Raw genomic sequence first — 24,689 nt, 5'->3', positions numbered from 1 at the left:
GGATAAGACCATGAAATATCAGACACTGAGCCTGTGGCTCGGTGGGGTGCTGCTCGGCTTTTTAAGCTCAGCGGTTCAGGCCCAGCCCTGGACGCTCGCGCAAACCCTGACCGAAGCCCAGCGCTATTCTGCGGAGCTTTCTGCCAGCCGCAACGAAGCGCAGGCGCTGGATATGATGGCGGATTCCGCCACTCAGCTGCCCGACCCTAAACTCAAATTCGGCATCGAAAACGTGCCGGTGCAGGGGAGTAATGACCAGCGGTTTACCCGCGAAGGGATGACGATGCAGCGTATTGGCATCATGCAAAGCTACGTGAGTGCGGAAAAGCGGGAGCGTAAGTCGCAAACGTTACAGGCCCAGGCGCGGGGTGTGGAGGCGAAGTCCGAGGCCATTCGCGCCGCGCTCCAGCGTGATACGGCGCAGGCGTGGCTCGATCTTGCGTTATCAAAGCAGGCACTCGCGACCGCCAAAAATCTGGTGAGTGAAACCGAGCGTCAGCAGGGTGTGCAAAAGGCCAGCGTCGGCGCAGGAAGTGCATCGCCCGACAGCGTGCTCTCGCTGCAGATGACCCTGAGCGCGATGCGCGACAAAGTGACGCTCGCGAGCCGGGATGTTCAGCTGGCGCAAAGCCGCCTGTTCCAGCTCACCGGGCAAGCTATTACCGACGTGCAAGGCCCGCTGCCGCGCTATCAACGTTTACCTGCCGACGAAAAGACGCTGGAGGAGGCGATTGTCCGTCATCCGGAAGTGGAGGCCGCGCAGCGCGAGTCGGAAACGGCAAAAGCCCGCTCGGCCCAGTCGGCGATAGCGGCGATCCCCGACGTTGATGTGGAGGTGTTCTACGCCCATCGCGCCGAAGGGTATGACGATATGGCGGGCGTGATGTTTACCGTCGATCTGCCGCTGTTCCAGTCGCGCCGACAGGACAAGGACTATGCCGCCGAGGTGTCGCGCTCGATGCAGGCCGTGGATCAGCTGACGTTGATTCAGCGCGAGCATGTCGCGCAGGTGCAGTCGCTGGTGGCGCAATACCAGGCCGCGCAGACCCTGTGGCAGCGCCAGCGTGATGATCTCCTGCCGCTCCAGCATCAACGGCTGGCGGTGCTGGCCGCACAGTACCGTTCCGGGCAGTCGGAACTCCCGGCGCTCCTTGAGGCACGTCGTAGCGTGCTCGACACCGAACTGGCTGCCAATCAGGCCGAGCGCGAGATGGCGCGGACCTGGGCGGCAATTCAATGGCTGATCCCGCAGGACATCACACAATGAAAATACTGACGTTAAGCGCAATCGCACTGGCCGTTCTGCTGGCTGCGGGCGGCGGCTATTACGCGGGGCAGCGCACGATGCATGCCGCTCCCGACGAGGCAAAACCGGCTGAGCGCAAAGTGCTCTACTGGTACGACCCGATGATGCCGGGCCAGCGTTTCGATAAGCCCGGAAAATCGCCTTTCATGGATATGGATCTGGTGCCGCGTTACGCCGACGAAGAGAAAGCGGCGACAGGCGTGGGGATCAGTGCCGAGCAGCAGCAAAACCTCGGGATGAAAACGGGCAAAGCGCAGAAGCGCGCGCTGGCGCAGCCTTTCTCGGCCTATGCGACGGTCTCGACTAATGAACGCAGCCTGACAATTTATCCGGCTCCCGCAGCGGGCGTGATCGCAAAACTCTACGTGCGTGCGCAGCAGCAGCAAGTCAAAGCCGGTGAACCGCTGGCAGAGATCTGGGTTCCCCAGTGGACAACGGCGCAGCAGGAGTATCTGGCCGTACGTCAGCTCGGGGACGCGACGCTCACCCGCGCGGCGCGGGAGCGGCTGGCGCTGCAGTTTATGCCGGAAGAGACTATTCGCGCCGTCGAGCGCAGCGGGAAACCGCAAACCCGATTAACCCTGCGCGCCGACCGCGCCGGGTATGTCGTCAAGCTGGACGCGCGGGAAGGGGCGCAGGTGGCGGCCACCGCGCCATTATTTGAGATCGCCGCGCTGGATACGGTCTGGCTGGTTGTGGATTATCCGCAAACCCAGGCGCAATCCCTGACGGTCGGCAGCGAAATGAGTGCCACATCCGAAAGCTGGCCGGGCGAGCGTTTTCACGGCACTGTCAGCGAACTGCTGCCGCAAATGGAAGCGACCACGCGCACGCTTCAAGCGCGAATCGTACTGGAAAACCCAGGCAATAAACTGAAGCCAGGCATGTTCCTGAATGTTTCTCGCGCAGAGCAAACGCGCGGCGCTGCGGTGCTTGCTGTCCCGGAGGAGGCGGTGATTAACAGCGGTGAATCGCAGCGTGTTTTGCTGGCAACGGGCGATGGCTATTTCCGCCCGGTTAAGGTGACAACGGGAATGACGGCTGAAGGCTGGACCGAAATCACCTCCGGCGTGCAGGAGGGCGATACCGTGGTGACCTCCGGGCAATTCCTGATCGACTCGGAAGCGAGCCTGCGCAGCGCGCTGCCGGAGGTGACGCCATGATCGCCGCCGTCATTCGTGCTTCATTACGCAACCGGCTGCTGGTGATCCTCGCAGCCGCGATCATGGCTGGCTGGGGCTGGTGGGCGGTCCAGCGCGCGCCGCTGGACGCACTGCCGGATCTCTCGGACGTGCAGGTGATCGTCAAAGCCAGCTATCCAGGCAAAGCGCCGCAGGTCATTGAGGATCAGGTGACCTGGCCGCTCACCACTTCGATGCTCTCCGTGCCGGGGGCCAAAACCGTGCGCGGTTTTTCAATGTTTGGCGATGCCTATGTCTATGTGCTGTTCGAAGATGGCACCGATCTGTACTGGGCGCGCTCAAGGGTGCTGGAGTATCTGAGCCAGGTGCAGTCGCAATTCCCGGCGGGGGTGAAAGTCTCTCTTGGGCCGGATGCGACAGGGGTCGGCTGGATTTATGAATATGCGCTGATCGACCGCACCGGCAAGCACAGCCTCGCCGATTTGCGGGCGCTGCAGGACTGGACCTTAAAGTTTGAGCTTAAAACCGTGCCGAACGTCTCTGAAGTCGCCAGCATTGGCGGCATGGTGCGTCAATATCAGATTGTGGCGTCGCCCGAAAAAATGCGTGCGCTGAATATTACTCACGGTCAGTTGGTGAGTGCCATTCAGGCGGCTAATAAGGAGAGCGGCGGCGCATTGCTGGAGATGGGGGAGGCGGAATACATGGTGCGCACCACCGGTTATCTGCGCTCGCTGGATGATTTCCGCAATGTGGTGCTCACGTCGCGTGACGGCAAACCGGTGCTGCTCAGTGATGTCGCGACGGTGAGCTACGGGCCTGAAATCCGTCGCGGAGTGGCGGAGTTGAACGGTGAAGGCGAAGTGGCGGGCGGCGTGGTGGTGATGCGCTACGGGCAAAATGCGCTGGAAACTATTCATGCGGTGAAAGATAAACTTCAGGCGCTGCAAAAAACGCTGCCGGAAGGGGTGGAGATTGTGCCGGTTTACGATCGCTCAACGCTGATTGAAGAGTCGGTCAAAACCCTGACCCATAAACTGCTGGAAGAGTTTGCGGTCGTGGTGCTGGTGTGCGCGTTATTCCTCTTTCATTTCCGCTCGGCGCTGGTGGCGATCGTCTCGTTACCCTTAGGGATTCTGGGGGCGTTCGTGGTGATGCACTACCAGGGCATCAACGCCAATATTATGTCGCTGGGGGGGATTGCGATTGCGATTGGCGCGATGGTCGATGCGGCGATTGTGATGATTGAAAACATGCACAAAGTGCTGGAGCAGTGGCGACACGATCATCCGGATCAGGAGCCTACCTCCGGCGATTACTGGCATCTGGCTGAGCGGGCGGCGGTCGAAGTGGGGCCGGCGCTGTTTTGCAGCCTGCTGATTATTACGCTGTCATTCATCCCGGTCTTTTCCCTCGAAGCGCAAGAGGGCCGCATGTTCTCGCCGCTGGCTTTCACCAAAACCTGGTCGATGGCGGTGGCGGCAGGGCTTGGGATCACGCTGGTTCCGGTGCTGATGGGCTATTTCATTCGCGGCAAAATCCCGGATGAAAAGGCCAACCCAATAAACCGCTTCTTGATTCGGCTGTATGAGCCGCTGCTCGATCACGTTCTGCGCTTTCCCAAAACAACCCTGGCGCTGGCGCTGGCGCTTTTACTGGTGACGCTGTGGCCACTCAGTCGACTGGGCAGCGAGTTTATGCCGCCGCTCAATGAGGGGGATCTGCTGTATATGCCGTCGACGCTGCCGGGCATTTCAGCGCGCGAGGCCAGTCGTCTGTTGCAGCAAACCGATCGGCTGATTAAGAGCGTACCGGAAGTCGCGAGCGTGTTTGGTAAAGCCGGACGGGCGGACACGGCAACGGATCCGGCGCCGCTGACCATGATTGAGACCACGATCCACTTTAAGCCGCGCGACCAGTGGCGGCCGGGTATGACGCCTGAAAAACTGGTGGAGGAGCTGGATAAAACCGTCTCGGTCCCTGGTATTGCCAACGTCTGGGTGCCACCGATTCGTAACCGTCTGGACATGCTGGCGACGGGGATCAAGAGTCCGGTGGGGATTAAGGTGAACGGCAACAATATTGCCGATATCGAACGCGTCGCCGGGCAAATTGAGTCGATTGTGAAACAGGTGCCGGGCGTGACGTCTGCGCTGGCGGAGCGGCTGGCGGGCGGGCGCTATGTCGATATTCGTATCGACCGGCAAAAAGCGGCGCGCTACGGTGTCTCCGTCGATGAGCTGCAGAGTATGGTCTCGACGCTGGTGGGCGGCGACAACATCGGAGAGGTGATTCAGGGGCGCGAGCGCTATCCCATCAACGTGCGCTATCCCCGCGATCTTAGGGATAACGTCGATAAGCTGCGGGTTCTGCCAGTAGTGACGGCAAACGGCAGCCAGATCGCGCTGGGGGAACTGGCGGATATCCAGGTCACAGAAGGGCCGCCGATGCTGAAAAGCGAGAACGCACGGCTCTCAATCTGGATTTATGTCGACCTGCGCGGGCGGGATTTGAAGTCCGCTGTCGAAGAGATGCAGCAGCGCGTCGCCGAACAGGTCACATTGCCGCAGGGTGTTTCTCTGTCGTGGTCCGGACAATTTGAATATCTGGAACGCGCCACGGAAAAACTGAAACTGGTACTTCCGGTTACGTTGATGATTATCTTTATTTTGTTGTGGCTGACGTTTAAGCGGATCGCGGATGTCTTATTAATAATGGGGACTTTGCCTTTTGCACTTATAGGTGGTGTATGGCTGTTGTGGCTGCTGGGATATAATCTTTCCGTCGCGGGTGCTGTCGGATTTATAGCCCTCGCCGGGGTGGCTGCGGAATTCGGCGTTATTATGGTGCTGTATCTCAATCAGGCTCTGGATAAATATCCTGAGGGGGGAAACACGCAACTGATGCGTGCGATTCATGAAGGTGCAGTGCTGCGCGTGCGGCCAAAAGTGATGACGGTTGCCACGATCATGGCGGGATTGCTACCCATCATGTGGGGCGGCGGAAGCGGCTCTGAGGTGATGCAGCGCATTGCGGCACCGATGATCGGCGGTATGGTCACAGCACCCTTATTATCCATGCTGGTTATTCCTGCTTTGTATAAATTGTTACATAAGCGTTAATTAATCTTTGCGCCCCGATTATTTCGGGGCGTTTTGTTGTTATTCACCAGGAATATTCCCACTTTTGAAAGTAAATAATTCGGATTAAGGGCGATGTTATTCAGTCTTCATTTAATTAATATTTGTTAAAATCGCCCCGAATACGAAAAATGGTAATTTCATTGTGACGATAAGAAATAATATTTTCCTGGTTATGTTGTTTGTTTTTGCTCAGCTCACCTTATCGGCTTCGGCGATGGCAGATGAGAAAGCGGCGGATAAAGGATGGTTCTCAACCTTCACCGACAACGTAGCGCAGACCTGGAACGAACCTGAGCATTATGACCTGTATGTCCCGGCAATCACCTGGCACGCCCGTTTTGCCTACGACAAAGAGAAAACGGATCGTTACAACGAACGCCCGTGGGGTGCTGGTTTTGGTCAATCCCGCTGGGATGATAAAGGCAACTGGCACGGCCTGTACCTGATGGCGTTTAAAGACTCCTATAACAAATGGGAGCCGATTGGTGGTTACGGTTGGGAGAAGACCTGGCGTCCGCTGGCGGATGACAATTTCCACATGGGCCTGGGGTACACGGCGGGCTTTACGGCGCGTGATAACTGGAAATACATCCCGATACCCGTGCTGCTGCCGCTGGCGTCTATCGGCTACGGTCCGGCCACATTCCAGATGACCTATATTCCGGGTACCTACAACAACGGGAACGTTTACTTCGCCTGGATGCGCTTCCAGTTTTAACTGAAAAAAACCTGTCGATTGGCTGAAAAATGCACGCTTTTTGAATCGCAAAGCACAAACAGCCAGTCGATAAAATTAACGCGACTTTTGTCACTTTTTAACAAAGAACCGCTGGACAAAACGGCCCACAATTGTTGTACTGATACCCGACACAGCATTTGTGTCCATTTTTCATGTAAAGGTAATTTTGATGTCTAAGATTAAAGGTAACGTTAAGTGGTTTAATGAGTCCAAAGGATTCGGTTTCATTACTCCGGAAGATGGCAGCAAAGACGTGTTCGTACACTTCTCTGCAATCCAGACTAATGGTTTCAAAACCCTGGCTGAAGGCCAGCGCGTTGAGTTCGAAATCACTAACGGTGCCAAAGGTCCTTCTGCTGCTAACGTAACTGCTCTGTAATTCGAGCCGTTCAGCAAGAACTCCAAAACCCGCTCATTGAGCGGGTTTTTTTTTGTGCTTTTTTTTAGAGCTAAAACAGATACATTTTCAGAAAGCTGGCGACGATAAGTACGCTCAGTAACATCATGCCTGCGCTCATCACTTTTTCTTTCATCTCATCACCCCTGGTCGATTTGTCGACAAGCGTGACAGAGAAAAATTAAGCTAACATTAATATGCTTGTGATTAGTGCGCGCTGGCGGCAGAAAATAACCAAAATGCGAGCGCGGTCATCGCAAACGAGCCGAGCATGTTGACGGCAATGTTTGTCAGTGCCCAGCCAAAACGCCCGTCCTGGAGCAGAAATACCACTTCAGCCGAGAAGGTGGAAAAGGTCGTTAACCCGCCGCAAAAACCGGTGGTGATCAATAATTTCCACATCGGATCGATGTGCGTCATGCGGTTAAACCACGCTAATCCCATACCAATGATAAACGCACCGATCAGGTTCGCGGTGAGTGTACCCATCGGAATGGCCTGATGCATGGGGTTAAAGCGCATGCTGAGAAACCATCGCGCAACGCTGCCCGTGCCGCCGCCAATAAATACGGCTAAAAGGAGTTGTAACACTGTCAATTCCTGCTATTGAATGAGTCAAAGTATTGAGTGTATCGCTAAGTGAAGCAGGGGGAAAATATGTATGTTGCGGTTGGACAGTTCGCGGTTAGCCCATTCTGGGAGGAAAACGCCCGCCAGTGTGTCGCACTGATGGCACAAGCGGCGCGTCAGGGAGCCGCGCTGCTGGTTCTCCCGGAGGCGCTTCTGGCTCGTCATGATCAGGACCCGGACCTTTCGGTGAAGTCGGCGCAGCCCCTGGACGGCGGCTTTTTACAGCTGCTGCTCGATGAGAGCCAGCGCAACCGGCTCACCACAGTGCTGACGGTGCATGTCCCGACGACCGAGGGCAGGGCAGCCAATACCCTGGTCGTACTGCGTGAGGGGAAAATCATCGCGAATTACGCCAAGCTCCATCTCTATGATGCCTTTACTGTTCAGGAATCCCGCCTGGTTGATCCCGGCAGCCAGATCCCACCGCTGATAGACGTCGAGGGCATCAAGCTGGGGCTGATGACCTGCTACGATTTACGCTTCCCGGAGATGGCGCTGAACCTGGCGCTGGCCGGGGCGGAAGTCTTGGTGTTGCCTGCCGCGTGGGTCAGAGGGCCGCTCAAAGAGCATCACTGGGCGACGTTATTAACCGCTCGTGCGCTGGACACCACTTGCTACATCGTTGCTGCCGGGGAGTGCGGTAATAAGAATATCGGCCAGAGCCGGATTGTTGATCCCCTGGGCGTGACGATTGCGGCAGCAGGTGAAGCGCCTGGCCTTTTCTTAGCCGAGATCTCTTCTGAGCGAATCGCGCAGGCGCGGCGGCAATTACCGGTTCTGACCAACCGACGGTTTGCGCCACCGCAATTAATGTGATGTTTTTTTCATCAAAGCTTGATTCACCTTGTTACAGATTGCTATTGTGTGCGCGCGTCGAATGTCCGTTAATAACATCAGGTTTTCTGGCGCTGTTTGCAGCCTGTTTTAAGTGAAGAAGGTATCTATGGGTGAGATTAGTATTACTAAACTGCTGGTGGTTGCGGCGCTGGTCGTCCTGCTGTTTGGTACCAAGAAGTTACGTACTCTGGGCGGAGACCTGGGTACAGCCATTAAAGGCTTCAAAAAAGCGATGAACGATGACGACACCACTGCTAAGAAAACGGCAGAGGGCGACGTCCCGGCTGAGAAGCTGTCGCACAAAGAGTAATGGCACTGTCCTTCCAGTTCGCTGGAAAGAAAAAAACCGGCGTAATAGCCGGTTTTTTTATGGGTGAAGTGTAATAAATTATTACTTCACTTCTTCGCCTTTCGCCTGCATATCCGCATGGTAGGAAGAGCGAACGAATGGACCACAAGCCGCGTGGGTAAAGCCCATCGCCATCGCTTCGGCTTTCATTTCATCGAACTCATCCGGGCTGACGTAGCGTTGTACCGGCAGGTGATGACGGCTAGGCTGCAGATACTGACCCAGGGTCAGCATCGTTACGCCATGGCGGCGCAGATCGCGCATTACTTCGATAATTTCGGCGTTGGTTTCACCCAGACCGACCATCAAACCAGATTTGGTTGGAATGTGCGGATGCGCTTCTTTAAAACGTTCCAGCAGCTTCAGTGACCAGTTGTAGTCTGCGCCCGGACGGACCTGACGGTAAACGCGCGGTACGTTTTCCAGGTTGTGGTTGAACACATCCGGTGGTGTGGCGGTGAGAATATCCAGCGCGCGATCCATACGACCACGGAAATCGGGCACCAGCGTTTCAATCTTAATGTTCGGGCTTTTCTCACGGATGGCGGTGATGCAATCTGCAAAGTGCTGCGCACCGCCGTCGCGGAGATCGTCACGGTCAACGGAGGTAATCACCACGTAGCGCAATGCCATGTCGGCAATGGTCTGAGCCAGCTTCAGCGGCTCGTTGGCGTCAGGGGCAACCGGGCGACCGTGTGCTACGTCGCAGAACGGGCAGCGACGGGTGCAAATCGCGCCCAGAATCATGAAGGTGGCCGTACCGTGGTTGAAACATTCCGCAAGGTTCGGGCAAGACGCTTCTTCACAGACAGAGTGAAGGCCGTTCTTACGCATCGCCGCTTTGATACCCTGAATGCGTGACGAGTCAGCCGGAAGTTTGATTTTCATCCATTCCGGTTTTCTTAACAGCGCTTCGCGCTCCGTAACCACGTTTTTAACCGGGATAAGGGCCATTTTATCGGCGTCGCGGTACTTAACACCGCGTTCCATCACAATGGGTTTACTCATAGCGTGCGTGTTCCAGTTGCGAAATTCGAGGGAAAGCGTTTCAATTCAAGGGAATGTTGTATTTATCAACTATTTTTGAACGAACGACAGGCAGTATATCATTGATAAGGGCGATAAAGCAGCCTGTGAGGTCGCCAAATTGTAAAATAGTTGTTGTTTTGTGCCCTTTGTCCCCTGCGGGGCAGGGGCTTGCGCTGGAAGGGGCTTTAAAACGCCTGACGGATAATGTTAATCACGTTTTCCAGAACCGGGTCGCGCAGGCTCAGTTTATTGTAATGCAGCGCAATCTCAATAGATTCAGCATTTAGCGGCGCGTAGGGGATCTGTTCCAGCGGCCAGCACTGGCGCAGCAGGGTATAAAGGCGCGAAGGCATAATGGTGATCATGTCGCTGTTGCCCACCAGCGCCGCAATCGTAAACATATTGTAACTGCTGAAGTTCACCAGGCGATCCGGGAACAGTTCGTTAACACGCTGGTGCAGCTGATTCAGGTTGTGCCCGTCGTTCATGAACAGGGCGTACTCATATTCGCGCAGATTTTCAGCCGTTGCCGTCTGGCTGAGGGCCGGATGATTTTTGCGACATACCAGCAGCAGCCCGTCGGCGTAAAGTACGCTGTGGGCCAGCGACCGTGCGCCAAAAGCATTGCTGTCGATAATCAGGTCAGTCTGGAACTGCGCGAGCTGGGTTTCCGTGTCGTTAACCGGAATATTGCGCAGCATCAGCTGAGGGGCTTCACGCTTAACCGCCTGATAGATAATCGGCAAGACCATCGCGCCGACGGAAGGCGACGTGCCTATGGTAATGGTGCGTTGTTTGTCATAGCTGCCAGTGAGATCCAGTGCACCGAGAATCGACTCCAGCCCCTGGCTGATGTACTCGTGAAGGTGCGTGGCGTAAGCGGTAGGGGTGACACCCTGGCCTTTACGAATAAACAGCGGGTCAGGAAATATAGCGCGCAATTTCTGAATTGACTGGCTAATTGCTGAGGGGGTGAGATTAAGAATTTTCGCAGCATTAACGATACCCTTATGGACATATACGGCCTCAAAGATCGTCAATAAATTGAGGTCAATATTACGTAAAGTCCTAAAAACTTGCGGCTTGTCCTGACCGCCTGGCTCATTCAGTCGTTTAGCCGGTAAATTATTATAATCCACGCTGTCACTCCGTATTCATTCACAATATGAATGATAGTTGAATTTATATATTGTGCTTGTAGTGATTGGTAAAGTATTTTGTGGATGTCAATTGTTTAAGGAAATCAACTAACTGTGTAATTTTCAATCAAATGAAGGCCAGTTCGCAAGGTGGTATTCACGTACTGAAATTAAACGCAGCAAAATATGTGAACCTGCTCAAGCGCTTCGAAAATATAGAAACTATGGATTATTGTAAAGCGTAAATGCGGTAAATACGCGAAGGTCCATAAAATAAATGGACCATCATGTATAATATATTAAGCGGGAATATATTCGTGTGGTGGATTGTTTAGCAGCGCTAAAAGATTACTCACCAGCGTCGGGCGAATAATATCTGGGGTGACATTTTCTACCCATTGGTGCATTTGGGTCATTTCCATTCCCGCATAACCACACGGATTGATGCGCAGGAAAGGCGAAAGATCCATATTGATATTGAGCGCGAGGCCGTGGAATGAGCAGCCCTTGCGGATGCGCAACCCGAGCGAACAGATCTTCATCTCCCCGACATACACCCCCGGCGCATCGGCACGCGGATGGGCATCGATGCCGTATTCTGCCAGCGTATCCACTACGGTTTGCTCCAGCAGCGTGACCAGTTCGCGTACCCCGAGTTTGCGGCGTTTCAGATTCAGCAGGACATACATCACTTGCTGACCTGGTCCGTGGTAGGTCACTTGTCCGCCGCGATCGCTTTGAATAACCGGGATGTCACCGGGAACCAGCACATGCTCTGCTTTACCTGCCTGCCCTTGGGTGAAAACCGGCAGGTGCTCGACCAGCCAGATCTCATCGGGCGTGTTGTCATCGCGTGAGTCAGTGAAATCATGCATAGCCTGAGAGACAGGCTCATAAGGTTGCAGCCCGAGATGGCGGACAAGAATTTTATCCTGATACAAAACAGCAACTCCGGGGGAGGTAGCGAGAAAAGGGTGTGGGGAGTATATCACAGAGAGGGGAGCGGGTTACCCGGCAAAGCGGGTAACCACGAGGGGACTACAGCACCATACGGACGATTTCGATATTGCCGAGCTCTTCGTACAGGGTTTCGACCTGCTCAATATGCGTGGCAGTAATGGTGATGGAAACCGAGTGGTAGTTGCCCTTGCTGCTTGGTTTTACCGTCGGAGAGTAGTCACCCGGCGCATGGCGCTGTACCACTTCAACCACCTGGTCAACCAGCTCCGGCAACGCCTGACCCATTACTTTGTAAGTAAACGGGGTAGGGAATTCAAGCAGTTCGTTAAGTTTGGTTTTCATGTCAGCTCCGGCATTACATCAAAAAAATAATAACTCCCACGTGCGGGTGGGAGTTATCAGGATACCTAGTATATGGGGATCAAAATCACACTTTCAAGTGTTCAATTTTTAACCAAACCAGTGATGGAACATCAATTTAATGTAATCAATGATTTTGCCGAAGAAATTGCCTTCAGGAATTTCATCCAGCACCACCAGCGGACGCTGATCGATGGTTTTACCGTCGAGCTGGAAGTTAATGGTTCCCACCACCTGGTTCTTCTGCAGCGGCGCGTGAAGTTCGCTGGTGTTCAGCACGTAGCTGGCTTTCAGGTCTTTCATGCGACCACGAGGAATGGTCAGGTACAGATCTTTATCTACGCCCAGGGATGCGCGGTCGTTGTCGCCAAACCACACTGGCTCTGACGCAAATTCTTTACCGGCTTTCAGTGGATTCACGGTTTCGAAGAAACGGAAGCCCCAGGTCAGCAGTTTTTTACTTTCCGTTTCACGGCCTTTAAAGGTACGACCGCCCATCACCGCGGAGATCAGACGCATCTGGCCTTCAGTCGCGGAGGCCACCAGGTTGTAGCCCGCTTTATCCGTATGACCGGTTTTGATGCCGTCGACGTTCAGGCTGTTATCCCACAGCAGACCGTTACGGTTGGTCTGACGGATGCCGTTAAAGGTGAACTCTTTTTCTTTATAGATGGTGTATTCGTTCGGCACGTCACGAATCAGCGCCTGGCCAATCAGCGCCATATCACGTGCGGAGCTGTACTGACCGTCTGCGTCCAGGCCGTGTACGGTCTGGAAGTGGCTGTTTTTCAGGCCCAGCGCGGAAACGTAGCTGTTCATCAGGCCGACAAATGCATCCTGGCTACCGGCGGCGAAATCGGCCATGGCCACACAGGCGTCGTTACCGGACTGCAGGTTAATGCCACGGATCAGCTGAGAAACGGGCACCTGCATCCCTGGTTTCAGGAACATCAGGGAAGAGCCTTTAAACACCGGGTTACCGGTCGCCCAGGCATCGTTACCCACGGTGACCAGGTCAGTCTCTTTGAATTTACCCGCTTTCATCGCCTGGCCGATGACGTAGCTGGTCATCATTTTGGTCAGGCTCGCAGGGTCACGGCGCGAATCAGCGTTCTGTTCTGCCAGCACTTTGCCGGAGTTGTAGTCGATCAGGATGTAGGATTCCGCGTCAATTTGCGGAACGCCAGGGATCATGGTCTTGATATTCAGGTCATCGGCGTGAGCGGCTGAGAGAGCGGCTGCGCAAAGGGCCGTGGTCAGCGCCATGCGCTGCAAGAATCGAGCGGAGAGAGTGGTCTTCATGGTCAGAACTACGACATCCGTGATGGAATTAAAAAAAGTGCCTTACTATAGCAAATGCTATACAGGCAGGCATCCGACTTTCAGCATGAGATTGTGAACGTTGGTTACACAAACTGACAATTCGGATACCGCCGATTCATTACTTCGCAACAGCGATAAACGACTGTAACTGCGCTTCGTTTTGCAGACGCTGCTGCAACGACGCGGCCTGCGATTTGCTGGCAAAAGGCCCCATCTGGATACGCCAGACGGCACCGTTTTGCTCAACGCGGCCAGGTACGCCAAATTTCTGGCTCAGCTGCTGCTGATACTGCTGCGCACGCGCTTGATCGCTTACCGCACCGACCTGAACCACAAAATTGCCGCTGGCAGAGGTCGCCGCTGGCGGCGTCACCGCAGCAGGCGCGGTCACCGGCGCTGGCTGAGTGACAGGTGTGGCCGCAACGGGGGCTGGCGTTGGCTCACTGCCTTCCAGCACGCCAGAGGCCAGCGGTGTCGCTGCGCCCAGGAAACCGCTGCTGCTCACCGGTGCACCGGTGGAGTCGTCACTTTTCAGCGTATCGTTGCTGATGGCGCGCACATTATTCGGTGGCGTGGTGTCTTGCGGCAGGGAAGAGGCGCTCCCCATTCCACCGTTCAAATCCGGACGAGCGGGCAGGGCATAGGTCTGTTTGGCGACGGTGGTACATACGGTCCCAGGGCCAGACAGCGTGCCGTCCTGGGCCACGATAATCGGATCGATGCGGACTTTAGTATTGTTGGAAGTATTCAGACGATCCGCTGCCGCGCGGGAGAGTGAAATCACGCGATCGTTACCGTAAGGGCCACGATCGTTAATGCGCACCACAATCATGCGGCCATTCGCCAGGTTAGTGACGCGCACATAGCTTGGGATAGGCAGCGTCGGGTGCGCGGCAGTGATCTGCGCCGGGTCAAAGTTCTCGCCAGAGGCAGTCAGGTTGCTGCCTGGCTCCGCGTCATAGATGGCGGCAAAACCGGCCTGACTGAAACGGGACGGGTCCTGAACGATCTTATAGCTCTTGCCGTCGCGTTCGTAATTCTGATTGGCGCCCGCGTTCAGCGGCTCATAAATCGGGTCCGCGCCACTGATTTCAACAACCGGACCGTTACAGACCGCAGGCTGCGGCGGCGCGATGGTTGCCTGTTGCTGACCATCATCACTTGAACAAGCTGCAAGTAAACTTGCTGCGATGCAGATACCCAGCCACTGCTTACGCATGGCGATCCCCTTATTTTTATACGCTTTTGGACAACATTTTTCTGTGGGTATGGATAGACATCACTATCCCAAACCCGGCCATCAACACGATCAGTGCCGAGCCTCCGTAACTCACCAGCGGTAATGGCACGCCTACAACCGGCAGAATCCCACTCACCATACCAATATTTACGAAGACATAAACGAATAAAATCAGCATCAAACCGCCTGCCATGACGCGACCGAAGGTGGTCTGCGCGCGCGCGGCGATCCACAGTCCACGCATGATCAGCAGGAGGTACAGGGCCAGCAAAATCAAAATACCGACCAGGCCAAGCTCTTCCGCCAGAACGGCGAAAATAAAGTCCGTATGGCGTTCCGGCAAGAACTCCAGCTGTGACTGTGTTCCGTGCAGCCAGCCTTTACCGCGCAAACCACCCGAGCCAATTGCAATCTTAGACTGAATAATATGATAGCCCGCGCCCAGCGGATCGGTTTCCGGATCGAGCAACATCATGACGCGCTGACGTTGATAGTCGTGCATCAGGAAGAACCAGAGTATCGGGATAAAGGCGGCCACCAGCACCACAGCAATGCCGATTAATCGCCAGCTCAAGCCGGAAAGGAACAGCACGAACAGGCCGGACAGCGCCACCAGAATCGACGTTCCCAGATCGGGCTGCGCCGCAACCAGCAGGGTCGGCAGGAAGATCAGCACCAGCGCAATGGCGGTATTTTTCAGCGACGGCGGACAGACGTCACGGTTGATAAAGCGTGCGACCATCAGCGGAACGGCGATTTTCGCAATCTCGGAGGGCTGGAAACGCACAATCCCGAGATCGAGCCAGCGCTGCGCACCTTTCGAAATCGCCCCAAACGCATCCACGGCGATTAGCAAAATAATACAGATAAAATAGAGGTAGGGCGCCCAGCCTTCATAGACGCGCGGCGGGATTTGCGCCATCACCACCATGATCACCAGACCCATCGCGATCTGGCCAATCTTGCGCTCCATCATGCCAATATCCTGGCCGCTGGCGCTCCAGATAACGAGGGCGCTGTAGGTCAGCAATGCCAGCAGGATCAGCAGCATGGCCGGGTCGATGTGGATTTTGTCCCACAGCGATTTCTTATTTGGATTATCCGTCATGATTATTGGTCCTCCGCCGCAGAGGCGGCTGGGGTTTCAGCCGGCAGGTCGGTGTTGTTGTCGCCCAGCATAATGTGGTCGAGGATCTGGCGCATAATCGTACCTACCGCCGGACCAGCGCCGCCGTTTTCGAGAATAATCGCTACCGCCACCTGCGGCTTATCATAAGGCGCAAATGCGGTCATGAGTTTATGGTCACGCAGACGTTCAGCGATTTTATGCGCATTATAGGTTTCGTTGGCTTTCAGGCCGAAGACCTGTGCGGTACCGGATTTCGCCGCCACTTTATACGGTGCGCCCGCAAAATACTTATGCGCGGTGCCGTTTGGACGGTTGGCGACGCCGTACATCCCGTCTTTGGCGATTTCCCAGAAGCCGGAGTGGATATCACCCACCGGTGCTTCATGGGGCTGCGACCACGGAACCTGTTTGCCATCTTCGACGGTGCTCATCAGCAGGTGCGGTACTTTCACCACGCCGTCGTTGATGAGGATCATCATGGCTTTGTTCATCTGGATTGGCGTGGCGGTCCAGTAACCCTGGCCGATACCGACCGGAATGGTGTCGCCCTGATACCACGGCTTTTTAAAGCGTTTCAGCTTCCACTCGCGGGTTGGCATGTTGCCTGAGCGCTCTTCCGAGAGATCCACGCCCGTGTAGTGGCCGTAGCCAAATTTGCTCATCCACTCCGAGAGGCGGTCAATCCCCATGTCGTAGGCGACCTGATAGAAGAAGGTATCCGCCGACTCTTCCAGGGATTTGGTGACATTCAAGTGGCCGTGGCCCCATTTTTTCCAGTCACGATAGCGTTTTTCTGAGCCGGGCAACTGCCACCAGCCGGGGTCAAACAGGCTGGTATTGCGGTTGATCACGCCAGCGCTCAGGGCGGAGACGGCAACATACGGTTTGACCGTAGATGCTGGCGGATAGACGCCCTGGGTGGCGCGGTTCACCAGCGGAGTGTTCGGATCGTTCAACAGGCCGGAATAGTCTTTGCTGGAGATGCCATCGACAAACAGGTTCGGATCGTAGCTTGGCATAGATACCAGCGCCAGAATGCCGCCGGTACGCGGATCGGTGACAACTACCGCCGCACGGCTGCCTGCCAGCAGGGTTTCGATATATTGCTGGAGCTTAAGATCCAGCGTCAGATAGACGTCGTGACCGGCTTGCGGCGGCACCTCTTTTAGCTGGCGGATCACGCGGCCACGGTTGTTCACTTCAACCTCTTCGTAGCCCGTTTGTCCATGCAGCACGTCTTCGTAGAAGCGCTCAATGCCAAGCTTACCGATATCATGGGTAGCCGCGTAGTTTGCCAGTTTGCCGTCTTTGTCGAGACGATCGACGTCTTTATCGTTAATTTTGGAAACGTAGCCGATGACGTGAGTCAGCGCGGAGCCGTAAGGGTAGAATCGACGCTTATAGCCTTTGACCTCAACGCCGGGGAAGCGGTACTGGTTCACCGCAAAGCGGGCGACCTGGACTTCCGTCAGATTGGTTTTCACGGCGATGGAGGTAAAGCGGTGCGAACGCGAACGCTCTTTTTTGAAGGCGGCGATATCGTCATCCGTGAGATCGACCACGCCTTTCAGCGCATCCAGCGTGTCCTGCACGTTATCGACTTTTTCCGGCATCATCTCGATTTGGTAAATGGTGCGGTTTAACGCCAGCGGCGTGCCGTTACGGTCGTAGATAATCCCGCGGCTGGGTGCGATGGGTACCAGCTTGATGCGGTTTTCGTTGGAGCGCGTTTGATAATCGGTAAAGCGGACGATTTGCAGATTGTAGAGGTTGGCGACGAGTACGCCAGACAGCAGCAAAATCCCGGTAAAAGCGACCAGCGCCCGGCGCACAAACAGCGCGGACTCAGCCGAATAGTCGCGAAAAGAATTCTGTAGTTTCATCCGCTGCTTAATTTGCCCTGGTCAATCATTACTCACGGTGATAAGGGTGGTTGGTAGTAATGCTCCACGCGCGATAGAGGCTTTCTGCGACCAGCACCCGAACAAGCGGGTGGGGCAGCGTCAGCGCGGAGAGGGACCAACTTTGTTCTGCGGCCGCTTTGCAGGCGGGGGACAACCCTTCCGGACCGCCAATCAACAGACTGACGTCGCGGCCATCCTGCTTCCAGCGCTCCAGTTCGTGCGCCAGCTGCGGCGTATCCCAGGGTTTGCCTGGGATATCGAGGGTTACAATGCGGTTCTTGCCAGCCGCTGCCAGCATTAACTCACCCTCTTTTTCGAGAATACGTTTGATATCCGCGTTCTTACCGCGCTTTCCTGCTGGGATCTCCACCAGTTCGAACGGCATGTCTTTGGGAAAACGGCGCAGATATTCAGTAAAACCCGTCTGTACCCAGTCCGGCATTTTCGTGCCGACGGCTACCAGTTGCAACTTCACGCATTAACCCCAGAGTTTTTCCAGCTCATACAGACGACGGCTCTCTTCCTGCATGACGTGGACGATCACATCGCCAAGGTCCACAACAACCCAGTCAGCAATGGCTTCGCCTTCTACGCCCAGCGGCATCAGGCCAGCTGCACGCGATTCCTGAACCACATGATCGGCAATAGAAGCAACATGACGTGTGGATGTGCCGGTGCAAATGATCATGCAGTCGGTGATACTGGATTTACCTTGAACGTCGATAGTGATGATGTCCTGACCTTTCAGGTCATCAATTTTGTCGATAACAAAATCCTGGAGTTCTTTACCCTGCAAGTTTTCCCCCTGGTGAGTGAAGTTGAGCAACGATTAAATGGATAGCCTGGCAGTATACCTTAACTGGCGGCTGTGTCGGGACAAATGTCACCTGACGGACTTTTAAAGGCGGGTATCATCCCATCCCCGGCCTGACAATGCATCGCCATTTTTGTAAAACAATTTCTATTTGGCAACGACTGGCAGGAAGTCAGGCTGCGGAGGATATCAGCCTGAAGAGGGCTGTCAATGGCGCGGCGGTGAATAACGCGAATTTTCGCGCTTCCCCTCATTCATCTGCGCTTTTCTGATACAACCCGTGTTGATGGATATAGTGGAGCACTGGCGCGGGCAGCATATCGTCGCAGGATAAATCCTGCTGAAGCCGTTCGCGAATCAGGGTGGCGGAGATATCAAACCACGGCGTCTCGGCCAGATAAATTTTACCGGCAGGCAGGGTGTGCAGATCTTCCACATCGTTTGTCAGATGGGTGTCCAGCCAGGCCTGATGCTGCTCTTCCTTCATGGTCAACGGATAACCCGGACGGCGGCAGACGATAAGATGGCTGTTTTGCAGAATGGTTTCGTATTGATGCCAGGAAGGGAAATTGAGCAATGAGTCCTGGCCGATGATAAATCCCAGCGGTTGTGTCGGGCCGCGCTCAGCGCGCCACTCCTGCAACGTTTGCGAAGTATAGGATGGCGTATCCCGGCGCAGTTCGCGCTCATCAAGCTGAAACAGCGGCTTATCGGCGATGGCCAGCGCCAGCATCTCTTTGCGCTGTTCACTGGTCGCTTCAGGCTGCGGGCGGTGCGGGGGAACATTATTCGGCATGATGATCACGCGCTGCAGGCCAATCAGATTCGCCAGAATTTCGACCGGCTTCAGATGCCCATAATGGACCGGATCAAAGGTGCCGCCATACAACGCCTGTAAAGAACTCATATCAACCATCAATAAAGACGTCTGCCAGCGCCTTATGGCACAGCAGAAGGGAAAGACTTTCCAGCTCCGCCCAGACCGACTGACCGTAATCCTGCTTCAGCGTCAGTTCGGCGCGTGTCAGCAGATGCACCGCCTGACGAAGCTGCTCGGCGCTGAGGCGATTAACTGCCTCGGTGGTCATGGCGCGGCGGTTTTGCCAGACGCGATGTTTATCGAACAGGGCGCGCAGCGGCATGTTGGCCGACTGGCGTTTCAGGGTGTTGAGCAATAACAGTTCACGCTGCAGCGTGCGCAGCAAAATCACCGGCTCACTGCCTTCGAGCCGCAGCTGCTGCAAAATGTGCAGTGCGCGTTTGCTCTTGGCCGCCAGCAACGCATCGACCCAGTGGAAAGGGGTAAAGTGCGCCGCATCGTTCACCGCCTGTTCAACACGCGGTAACGTCAGTTTGCCGTCCGGCCACAGCAGTGACAGGCGATCCAGCGCCTGCGCCAGCGCCAGCAGATTGCCTTCATAGCAATAGCACAGCAGCTGATTGGCCGCGTCATCCAGCTGCAAATTGAGCTGCTTCGCCCGGACTGCCACCCACTTCGGCAGCTGCGCCTGTTCAGGGGTTTGGCAGGTCACCTGCACAGAATGGGCCGCGAGCTGGGTAAACCAGGCCGCATTTTCCTGCGCTTTGGTGAGTTTATTCCCGCGAACAATCAGCAGTAAATCGTTGTGCAGCAGGCTGACCAGCGTGGTGAGCTGTTCGTTAATCGCCGCATTCGGGCCATTTTCCGGCAGCTGGACCAAAATCGTCTGGCGCGAGGCAAACAGGCTCATCGCTTGGCACAGGGAAAAGAGTGTCTGCCAGTCGGTGCTGTTGTCTATCTGGAAAGCGTGATGTTCATCGAAGCCCTGAGACGCGGCGACCTGGCGCACGGCATCCTGGCTTTCCTGAAGTAAAAGGGGATCGTTTCCGAGGAGCAGATACGCCGCGCGCAGCCCTTCATTGAGCTGCGCGCGGAGTTGTTCAGGATACAACCGAACCATTAGTTACCCAGCGTTCCGGTAACTTGCGGTGTGGTATCCAGTGGCACAGAGTGTTCCGTGCTGGTGTCTTTTGACGCCATCTGAATGCTTGGCAATTTACGGATCAGCTGTTCCGCCGCCTTGTCGTACATTTCGTTGATGATAATTTGCTGCTCGGCATCTTTTGCCAGCGCAGTTTGTGGGTTATCAAAGAACGAACGGTAGACTTTGGTACTGATCGGATAAATGTCTTTACCCGGCACCAGCACGGCAGCACTCACCGACATCACCATCTGGTATTCCGCCGTACGGCCATCCTGGAAGATGGACGCCGTGTCTTTGCTCAGTACGGAGCTTAATACACGGAACGATGGAACATCCTGACGCAATGTGCCTTTTTCGATCAGCTCAACGCCGTTAAGACGCAGCTGGTTACGAATGGCGCGGCTCAATGGACCATTAGGATCCCCGGAATCGAAGATCATCGTTTTCATCTGAGGCGGCACTGCCGTGGTATTGCGCAGATGCCAGCCACAACCTGCGGTGACAAGCACCGCCAGAGATAAGAGTATTGTTGCCAGTTGTCGCACGTTTCCTCCCGCGCTTAGCCAACGACCAGATTCAGCAGTTTACCCGGTACATAGATCACTTTACGTACGGTAACGCCATCAAGGTACTTCGCAACCAGATGTTCCTGGCCTGCGCGTTCACGAACCTGTTCTTCCGTTGCATCGACGGCAACAGTAATTTTACCGCGCACTTTACCGTTAACCTGAACCACCACCAGCGTGGTGTTCTCAACCATAGCGGCTTCATCAGCAACCGGCCACGGTGCGTTATCGATATCGCCTTCACCTTTCAGCTCCTGCCACAGGGTAAAGCTGGCGTGAGGCGTGAACGGGTTCAGCATGCGAACGATAGCCAGAAGCGCTTCACGCATCAAGGCACGATCCTGCTCACCTTCCTGCGGGGCTCTCGCCAGCTTGTTCATCAGTTCCATAATAGCCGCAATTGCGGTATTGAAGGTCTGACGACGACCAATATCATCGGTCACTTTTGCGATAGTTTTGTGAACATCGCGACGCAGCGCCTGCTGATCTTCGCTCAGTGCCGCCACATTCAGTGCCGGAGCCTCACCCTGAGAGGTGTGCTCGTAAACCAGTTTCCAGACGCGTTTCAGGAAGCGGTTCGCGCCTTCTACGCCGGATTCCTGCCACTCCAGAGTCATATCCGCCGGAGACGCAAACATCATGAACAGACGCACGGTATCCGCGCCGTAGCGCTCTACCATGACCTGCGGGTCGATGCCGTTGTTTTTGGACTTCGACATTTTGCTCATGCCGGTATACACCAGCTCGTGGCCTGCCGCGTCTTTGGCTTTCACGATACGGCCTTTCTCGTCGCGCTCAACGATAGCGTCAACCGGAGAAACCCAGTTACGCTCGCCGTTTTCGCCGAGATAGTAGAACGCATCTGCCAGAACCATACCCTGACACAGCAGCTGTTTGGCTGGCTCATCAGAGTTCACCAGGCCCGCATCGCGCATCAGTTTGTGGAAGAAGCGGAAGTAGAGCAGGTGCATGATGGCGTGTTCGATACCGCCGATATAGATGTCTACCGGCAGCCAGTAGTTGGCCGCTTTGGCGTCCAGCATCCCTTCCTGATACTGCGGGCAAGTGTAGCGCGCGTAGTACCAGGACGATTCCATAAAGGTATCGAAGGTGTCGGTTTCACGCAGGGCAGGCTGGCCGTTGACGGTGGTTTTTGCCCACTCAGGATCGGCCTTGATTGGGCTGCTGATCCCATCCATCACCACATCTTCCGGCAGGATCACCGGCAGCTGATCTTCAGGCGTTGGGATTACAGTACCGTCTTCCAGCGTCACCATAGGAATCGGTGCACCCCAGTAACGCTGACGGGAAACACCCCAGTCGCGCAGACGATAGTTCACTTTACGCTCGCCCACGCCCAGCGCGGCCAGTTTGTCAGCGATAGCGTTGAAGCCCTCTTCGAAGCTCAGGCCGCTAAATTCGCCGGAGTTGAACAGGGTGCCTTTTTCAGTCAGCGCCTGCTCGGACAGATCCGGTTCAGAACCGTCGGCGGCCAGGATTACCGGCTTAATAGTCAGGCCGTATTTGGTCGCAAATTCGTAATCGCGCTGATCGTGGCCTGGAACCGCCATCACGGCACCGGTGCCGTATTCCATCAGCACGAAGTTAGCCGCCCAGACCGGGATTGCTTCACCGGTCAGCGGATGAATGGCGTTAAAGCCCGTCGCGACGCCACGTTTCTCCATGGTTGCCATTTCGGCTTCGGCCACTTTGGTGTTGCGGCATTCGTCGATGAAAGCAGCCAGTTCAGGATTGGTCGCCGCCGCCTGCTGTGCCAGCGGGTGACCGGCAGCCACGGCCAGGTAGGTGGACCCCATGAAGGTGTCAGGGCGCGTGGTGTAAACCGTCAGTTTTTGATCGCTGTTCTGCACGTCAAAGGTGATTTCGACGCCTTCAGAACGGCCAATCCAGTTGCGCTGCATGGTTTTAACAGTATCTGGCCAGTGATCCAGCGTATCCAGGTCGCGCAGCAGTTCGTCGGCGTAAGCGGTGATTTTGATAAACCACTGAGGGATCTCTTTACGCTCAACTTTGGTGTCGCAGCGCCAGCAGCAGCCGTCGATAACCTGTTCGTTCGCGAGAACGGTCTGGTCGTTCGGGCACCAGTTAACGGCAGAAGTTTTCTTATACACCAGGCCTTTTTTATACAGCTCGGTGAAGAATTTTTGCTCCCAGCGGTAGTATTCCGGGGTGCAGGTCGCCAGCTCGCGGCTCCAGTCGTAACCAAAGCCCAGCATTTTGAGCTGGTTTTTCATGTAGGCGATGTTGTCGTAAGTCCACGGCGCAGGAGCCGTGTTGTTTTTGACGGCCGCGCCTTCGGCTGGCAGACCAAACGCATCCCAGCCGATGGGCTGCAGCACGTTTTTGCCCAGCATACGCTGGTAGCGTGCAATCACATCACCGATGGTGTAGTTACGCACGTGGCCCATGTGTAGTCGACCAGAAGGATAGGGAAGCATCGACAGGCAGTAATACTTCTCTTTGCTCTCGTCTTCAGTGACTTCAAAGGTACGCTTCTCGTCCCAGTGTTGCTGGACTTTTGATTCTATCTCTTCCGGGCGGTATTGCTCTTGCATGGCAGCCAGTGGTCCTGTTCTCAATACAGCTACAAACGTAGCCAATGGATGTGGTATTTCAGATCCGCATAGCATAGCCCAAACGCCTGCGTCAAAACAGCCTTTCACGCAAATGCGTTAACGTCACGCGATGTGGCCCTGGCGACCGGTTCGTCCACCCAAAAGTGAGGGGCATCCATTTTTAGGCAGCAGGCTCGGCGCGCGTTTTATTATTCATATAGCGAGCGTCACTGGCGTTGACAATATAACTGACAGTAACCCGGTGTGAGGGGGTATCAGGTTTCATATTCAGATAATTGCCGCAGAGATTCGTTTTCTTTAATGTACTGAAAAGGCAGTAGATGAATTTTCTGGTCGTGGAAAAACCATTCGCAATCGTAGCGTTGAATAATTTCTCCGGGGTTAAAACAGATCCCGGACTCAGCCCGCACAATGGCATATTTTCCATTACTGAACATGACGCTGTGAATACAAAAAGGGTGGCAGGATTCGCCAAGCCGTCGATTAGCTACAATATGACCTTCAATAAAAACAGCTTTCCTGGTTTTCATGATGATGGCCTCGGTTAAGGTTATCCTCCAATGCACCAGCATTCGGAGGGGCGGAAAAGTAATCCGCATGAGGGGCATTCAAGCACCGCATCCTTTCGCATCTTCCCCGCTTTTTGATCGGCCCTGTGGGAACAGACCGGGCAGGCCACGTGTACAGGCCGCTCTTTAAATTCCCGAAGGCCACTGGTATAGGACATAAATGAATACTCTCAAGGGTGGTTATTAATTATACGCTTTTATGCTGACGTTTACGGGTAATATTCTGGCGCATTCATGGCGTAAAAGGGGACCGGGAATTCAGACAGGATTTATGATATAATACCCTTCCGTGAGAATTTTATAATGAAATCAGAAGACACCCTCGACTGGTACCCCGCACAATTACCGCCCGTCAAAATTATTTTAGGTGAAGCCGTCCTGGCTGTGGGTAAGCAGGGAAGGCCGATCAATACCCGAACGTTGCTCGAATATTTGCAAGTGATGCAAGCGCAGCAAAAAAAGCGGGATAATAAAATTGCGATGCAAACGGCAATTGATGTCCTCCGCGATAATCAGCGCATTAACGGCAGGTGTTAATGCGCCTGTTTTCAG

At 55.0% G+C, this 24,689-nt stretch carries 25 protein-coding genes; 9 read left to right on the top strand and 16 right to left on the bottom strand.

What is annotated here, in order from left to right; all coding sequences use genetic code 11:
- Positions 1 to 10 precede the first annotated feature (10 nt).
- The 5 genes from ETG88_RS02670 to cspE all read left to right on the top strand — a co-directional run bounded on the left by ETG88_RS02670 (position 11) and on the right by cspE (position 6,709).
- On the top strand, positions 11 to 1,267 hold the full coding sequence (locus ETG88_RS02670; RefSeq protein WP_129034482.1) for a TolC family protein: 1,257 nt from the start codon (positions 11 to 13) through the stop codon (positions 1,265 to 1,267).
- A complete protein-coding gene (locus tag ETG88_RS02665; RefSeq protein ID WP_129034481.1) occupies positions 1,264 to 2,469 on the top strand; it encodes an efflux RND transporter periplasmic adaptor subunit in 1,206 nt (401 codons plus the stop codon). The genes ETG88_RS02670 and ETG88_RS02665 overlap by 4 nt, the downstream gene beginning before the upstream one ends.
- Positions 2,466 to 5,570 (top strand): efflux RND transporter permease subunit, encoded by a 3,105-nt coding sequence (locus ETG88_RS02660; protein WP_129034480.1) that lies wholly within the window; start codon positions 2,466 to 2,468, stop codon positions 5,568 to 5,570. Before ETG88_RS02665 ends, ETG88_RS02660 begins: the two co-directional genes overlap by 4 nt.
- 193 nt (positions 5,571 to 5,763) lie before the next feature.
- On the top strand, positions 5,764 to 6,309 hold the full coding sequence (gene pagP, locus ETG88_RS02655) for a lipid IV(A) palmitoyltransferase PagP (RefSeq protein WP_100777236.1): 546 nt from the start codon (positions 5,764 to 5,766) through the stop codon (positions 6,307 to 6,309).
- Between the two features lie 190 nt (positions 6,310 to 6,499).
- Positions 6,500 to 6,709 (top strand): transcription antiterminator/RNA stability regulator CspE, encoded by a 210-nt coding sequence (gene cspE, locus ETG88_RS02650; RefSeq protein ID WP_000034826.1) that lies wholly within the window; start codon positions 6,500 to 6,502, stop codon positions 6,707 to 6,709.
- A 225-nt stretch (positions 6,710 to 6,934) separates the two neighbouring features.
- Here the strand turns inward: cspE and crcB are convergent, their stop codons facing one another.
- Positions 6,935 to 7,318, bottom strand: coding sequence for a fluoride efflux transporter CrcB (gene crcB, locus ETG88_RS02645; protein WP_100777235.1), 384 nt, complete (start codon positions 7,316 to 7,318; stop codon positions 6,935 to 6,937).
- Positions 7,319 to 7,384: 66 nt separating this feature from the next.
- Here crcB and ETG88_RS02640 point away from each other — a divergent pair, with 66 nt between their 5' ends.
- The gene (locus ETG88_RS02640) at positions 7,385 to 8,173 is read left to right on the top strand and encodes a deaminated glutathione amidase (RefSeq protein ID WP_129034479.1); all 789 of its coding nucleotides are present in this window, start codon (positions 7,385 to 7,387) and stop codon (positions 8,171 to 8,173) included.
- A 127-nt stretch (positions 8,174 to 8,300) separates the two neighbouring features.
- Complete coding sequence (gene tatE / locus ETG88_RS02635; RefSeq protein ID WP_100777233.1) at positions 8,301 to 8,504, top strand: twin-arginine translocase subunit TatE; 204 nt, start codon at positions 8,301 to 8,303, stop codon at positions 8,502 to 8,504.
- Between the two features lie 81 nt (positions 8,505 to 8,585).
- On the opposite strand, the gene lipA is transcribed toward tatE, so the two are convergent.
- The 14 genes from lipA to leuS form a co-directional block, all read right to left on the bottom strand.
- Positions 8,586 to 9,551 (bottom strand): lipoyl synthase, encoded by a 966-nt coding sequence (lipA, locus tag ETG88_RS02630; protein WP_102104176.1) that lies wholly within the window; start codon positions 9,549 to 9,551, stop codon positions 8,586 to 8,588.
- Positions 9,552 to 9,757: 206 nt separating this feature from the next.
- A complete protein-coding gene (locus tag ETG88_RS02625; protein WP_102104175.1) occupies positions 9,758 to 10,711 on the bottom strand; it encodes a YbeF family transcriptional regulator in 954 nt (317 codons plus the stop codon).
- Positions 10,712 to 11,010: 299 nt separating this feature from the next.
- Positions 11,011 to 11,652: a lipoyl(octanoyl) transferase LipB gene (gene lipB / locus ETG88_RS02620; RefSeq protein WP_123429272.1), complete on the bottom strand. Its 642-nt coding sequence runs from the start codon at positions 11,650 to 11,652 to the stop codon at positions 11,011 to 11,013.
- Positions 11,653 to 11,749: 97 nt separating this feature from the next.
- Positions 11,750 to 12,013 carry a DUF493 family protein YbeD gene (gene ybeD, locus ETG88_RS02615; protein ID WP_095281214.1) on the bottom strand — a complete coding sequence of 88 codons (264 nt, stop codon included), beginning with the start codon at positions 12,011 to 12,013 and terminating at the stop codon, positions 11,750 to 11,752.
- A 108-nt stretch (positions 12,014 to 12,121) separates the two neighbouring features.
- Positions 12,122 to 13,333: a D-alanyl-D-alanine carboxypeptidase DacA gene (gene dacA / locus ETG88_RS02610; protein WP_095281215.1), complete on the bottom strand. Its 1,212-nt coding sequence runs from the start codon at positions 13,331 to 13,333 to the stop codon at positions 12,122 to 12,124.
- Positions 13,334 to 13,472: 139 nt separating this feature from the next.
- Positions 13,473 to 14,573 carry an endolytic peptidoglycan transglycosylase RlpA gene (rlpA, locus tag ETG88_RS02605; protein WP_129034478.1) on the bottom strand — a complete coding sequence of 367 codons (1,101 nt, stop codon included), beginning with the start codon at positions 14,571 to 14,573 and terminating at the stop codon, positions 13,473 to 13,475.
- Positions 14,574 to 14,589: 16 nt separating this feature from the next.
- Entirely contained in the window at positions 14,590 to 15,702 is a 1,113-nt protein-coding gene (mrdB, locus tag ETG88_RS02600) for a peptidoglycan glycosyltransferase MrdB (RefSeq protein ID WP_100777228.1), read from the bottom strand.
- Between the two features lie 2 nt (positions 15,703 to 15,704).
- Complete coding sequence (gene mrdA, locus ETG88_RS02595) at positions 15,705 to 17,606, bottom strand: peptidoglycan DD-transpeptidase MrdA (RefSeq protein WP_100777227.1); 1,902 nt, start codon at positions 17,604 to 17,606, stop codon at positions 15,705 to 15,707.
- A 28-nt stretch (positions 17,607 to 17,634) separates the two neighbouring features.
- Positions 17,635 to 18,102, bottom strand: a complete 468-nt coding sequence (gene rlmH / locus ETG88_RS02590; RefSeq protein ID WP_014069327.1) for a 23S rRNA (pseudouridine(1915)-N(3))-methyltransferase RlmH — start codon at positions 18,100 to 18,102, stop codon at positions 17,635 to 17,637.
- Between the two features lie 3 nt (positions 18,103 to 18,105).
- Complete coding sequence (gene rsfS, locus ETG88_RS02585) at positions 18,106 to 18,423, bottom strand: ribosome silencing factor (protein WP_100777226.1); 318 nt, start codon at positions 18,421 to 18,423, stop codon at positions 18,106 to 18,108.
- A gap of 268 nt (positions 18,424 to 18,691) precedes the next feature.
- Positions 18,692 to 19,357, bottom strand: coding sequence for a nicotinate-nucleotide adenylyltransferase (gene nadD, locus ETG88_RS02580; protein WP_149044982.1), 666 nt, complete (start codon positions 19,355 to 19,357; stop codon positions 18,692 to 18,694).
- The gene (holA, locus tag ETG88_RS02575) at positions 19,350 to 20,381 is read right to left on the bottom strand and encodes a DNA polymerase III subunit delta (RefSeq protein WP_129034476.1); all 1,032 of its coding nucleotides are present in this window, start codon (positions 20,379 to 20,381) and stop codon (positions 19,350 to 19,352) included. The genes nadD and holA overlap by 8 nt, the downstream gene beginning before the upstream one ends.
- On the bottom strand, positions 20,381 to 20,950 hold the full coding sequence (gene lptE / locus ETG88_RS02570; protein ID WP_102104171.1) for an LPS assembly lipoprotein LptE: 570 nt from the start codon (positions 20,948 to 20,950) through the stop codon (positions 20,381 to 20,383). The genes holA and lptE overlap by 1 nt, the downstream gene beginning before the upstream one ends.
- A 14-nt stretch (positions 20,951 to 20,964) precedes the next feature.
- On the bottom strand, positions 20,965 to 23,547 hold the full coding sequence (gene leuS, locus ETG88_RS02565) for a leucine--tRNA ligase (RefSeq protein ID WP_149044981.1): 2,583 nt from the start codon (positions 23,545 to 23,547) through the stop codon (positions 20,965 to 20,967).
- A 341-nt stretch (positions 23,548 to 23,888) separates the two neighbouring features.
- Between leuS and ETG88_RS22240 the strand changes: the two genes are divergently transcribed.
- A complete protein-coding gene (locus tag ETG88_RS22240) occupies positions 23,889 to 24,116 on the top strand; it encodes a hypothetical protein (RefSeq protein WP_164971752.1) in 228 nt (75 codons plus the stop codon).
- A 2-nt stretch (positions 24,117 to 24,118) separates the two neighbouring features.
- On the opposite strand, the gene ETG88_RS22560 is transcribed toward ETG88_RS22240, so the two are convergent.
- On the bottom strand, positions 24,119 to 24,295 hold the full coding sequence (locus ETG88_RS22560; RefSeq protein WP_215628780.1) for a YnfU family zinc-binding protein: 177 nt from the start codon (positions 24,293 to 24,295) through the stop codon (positions 24,119 to 24,121).
- Between the two features lie 145 nt (positions 24,296 to 24,440).
- Here ETG88_RS22560 and ETG88_RS02555 point away from each other — a divergent pair, with 145 nt between their 5' ends.
- A complete protein-coding gene (locus ETG88_RS02555; RefSeq protein WP_100777222.1) occupies positions 24,441 to 24,674 on the top strand; it encodes a hypothetical protein in 234 nt (77 codons plus the stop codon).
- The last annotated feature ends 15 nt before the right edge of the window (positions 24,675 to 24,689 follow it).

The organism is Lelliottia nimipressuralis, from assembly GCF_004115925.1.
In the GTDB taxonomy this organism is placed as follows: Bacteria; Pseudomonadota; Gammaproteobacteria; order Enterobacterales; family Enterobacteriaceae; genus Enterobacter; species Enterobacter nimipressuralis.
The sequence above is the reverse complement of the archived record's forward strand: the minus strand, read 5'-3'. Positions and strand labels throughout refer to the sequence as shown.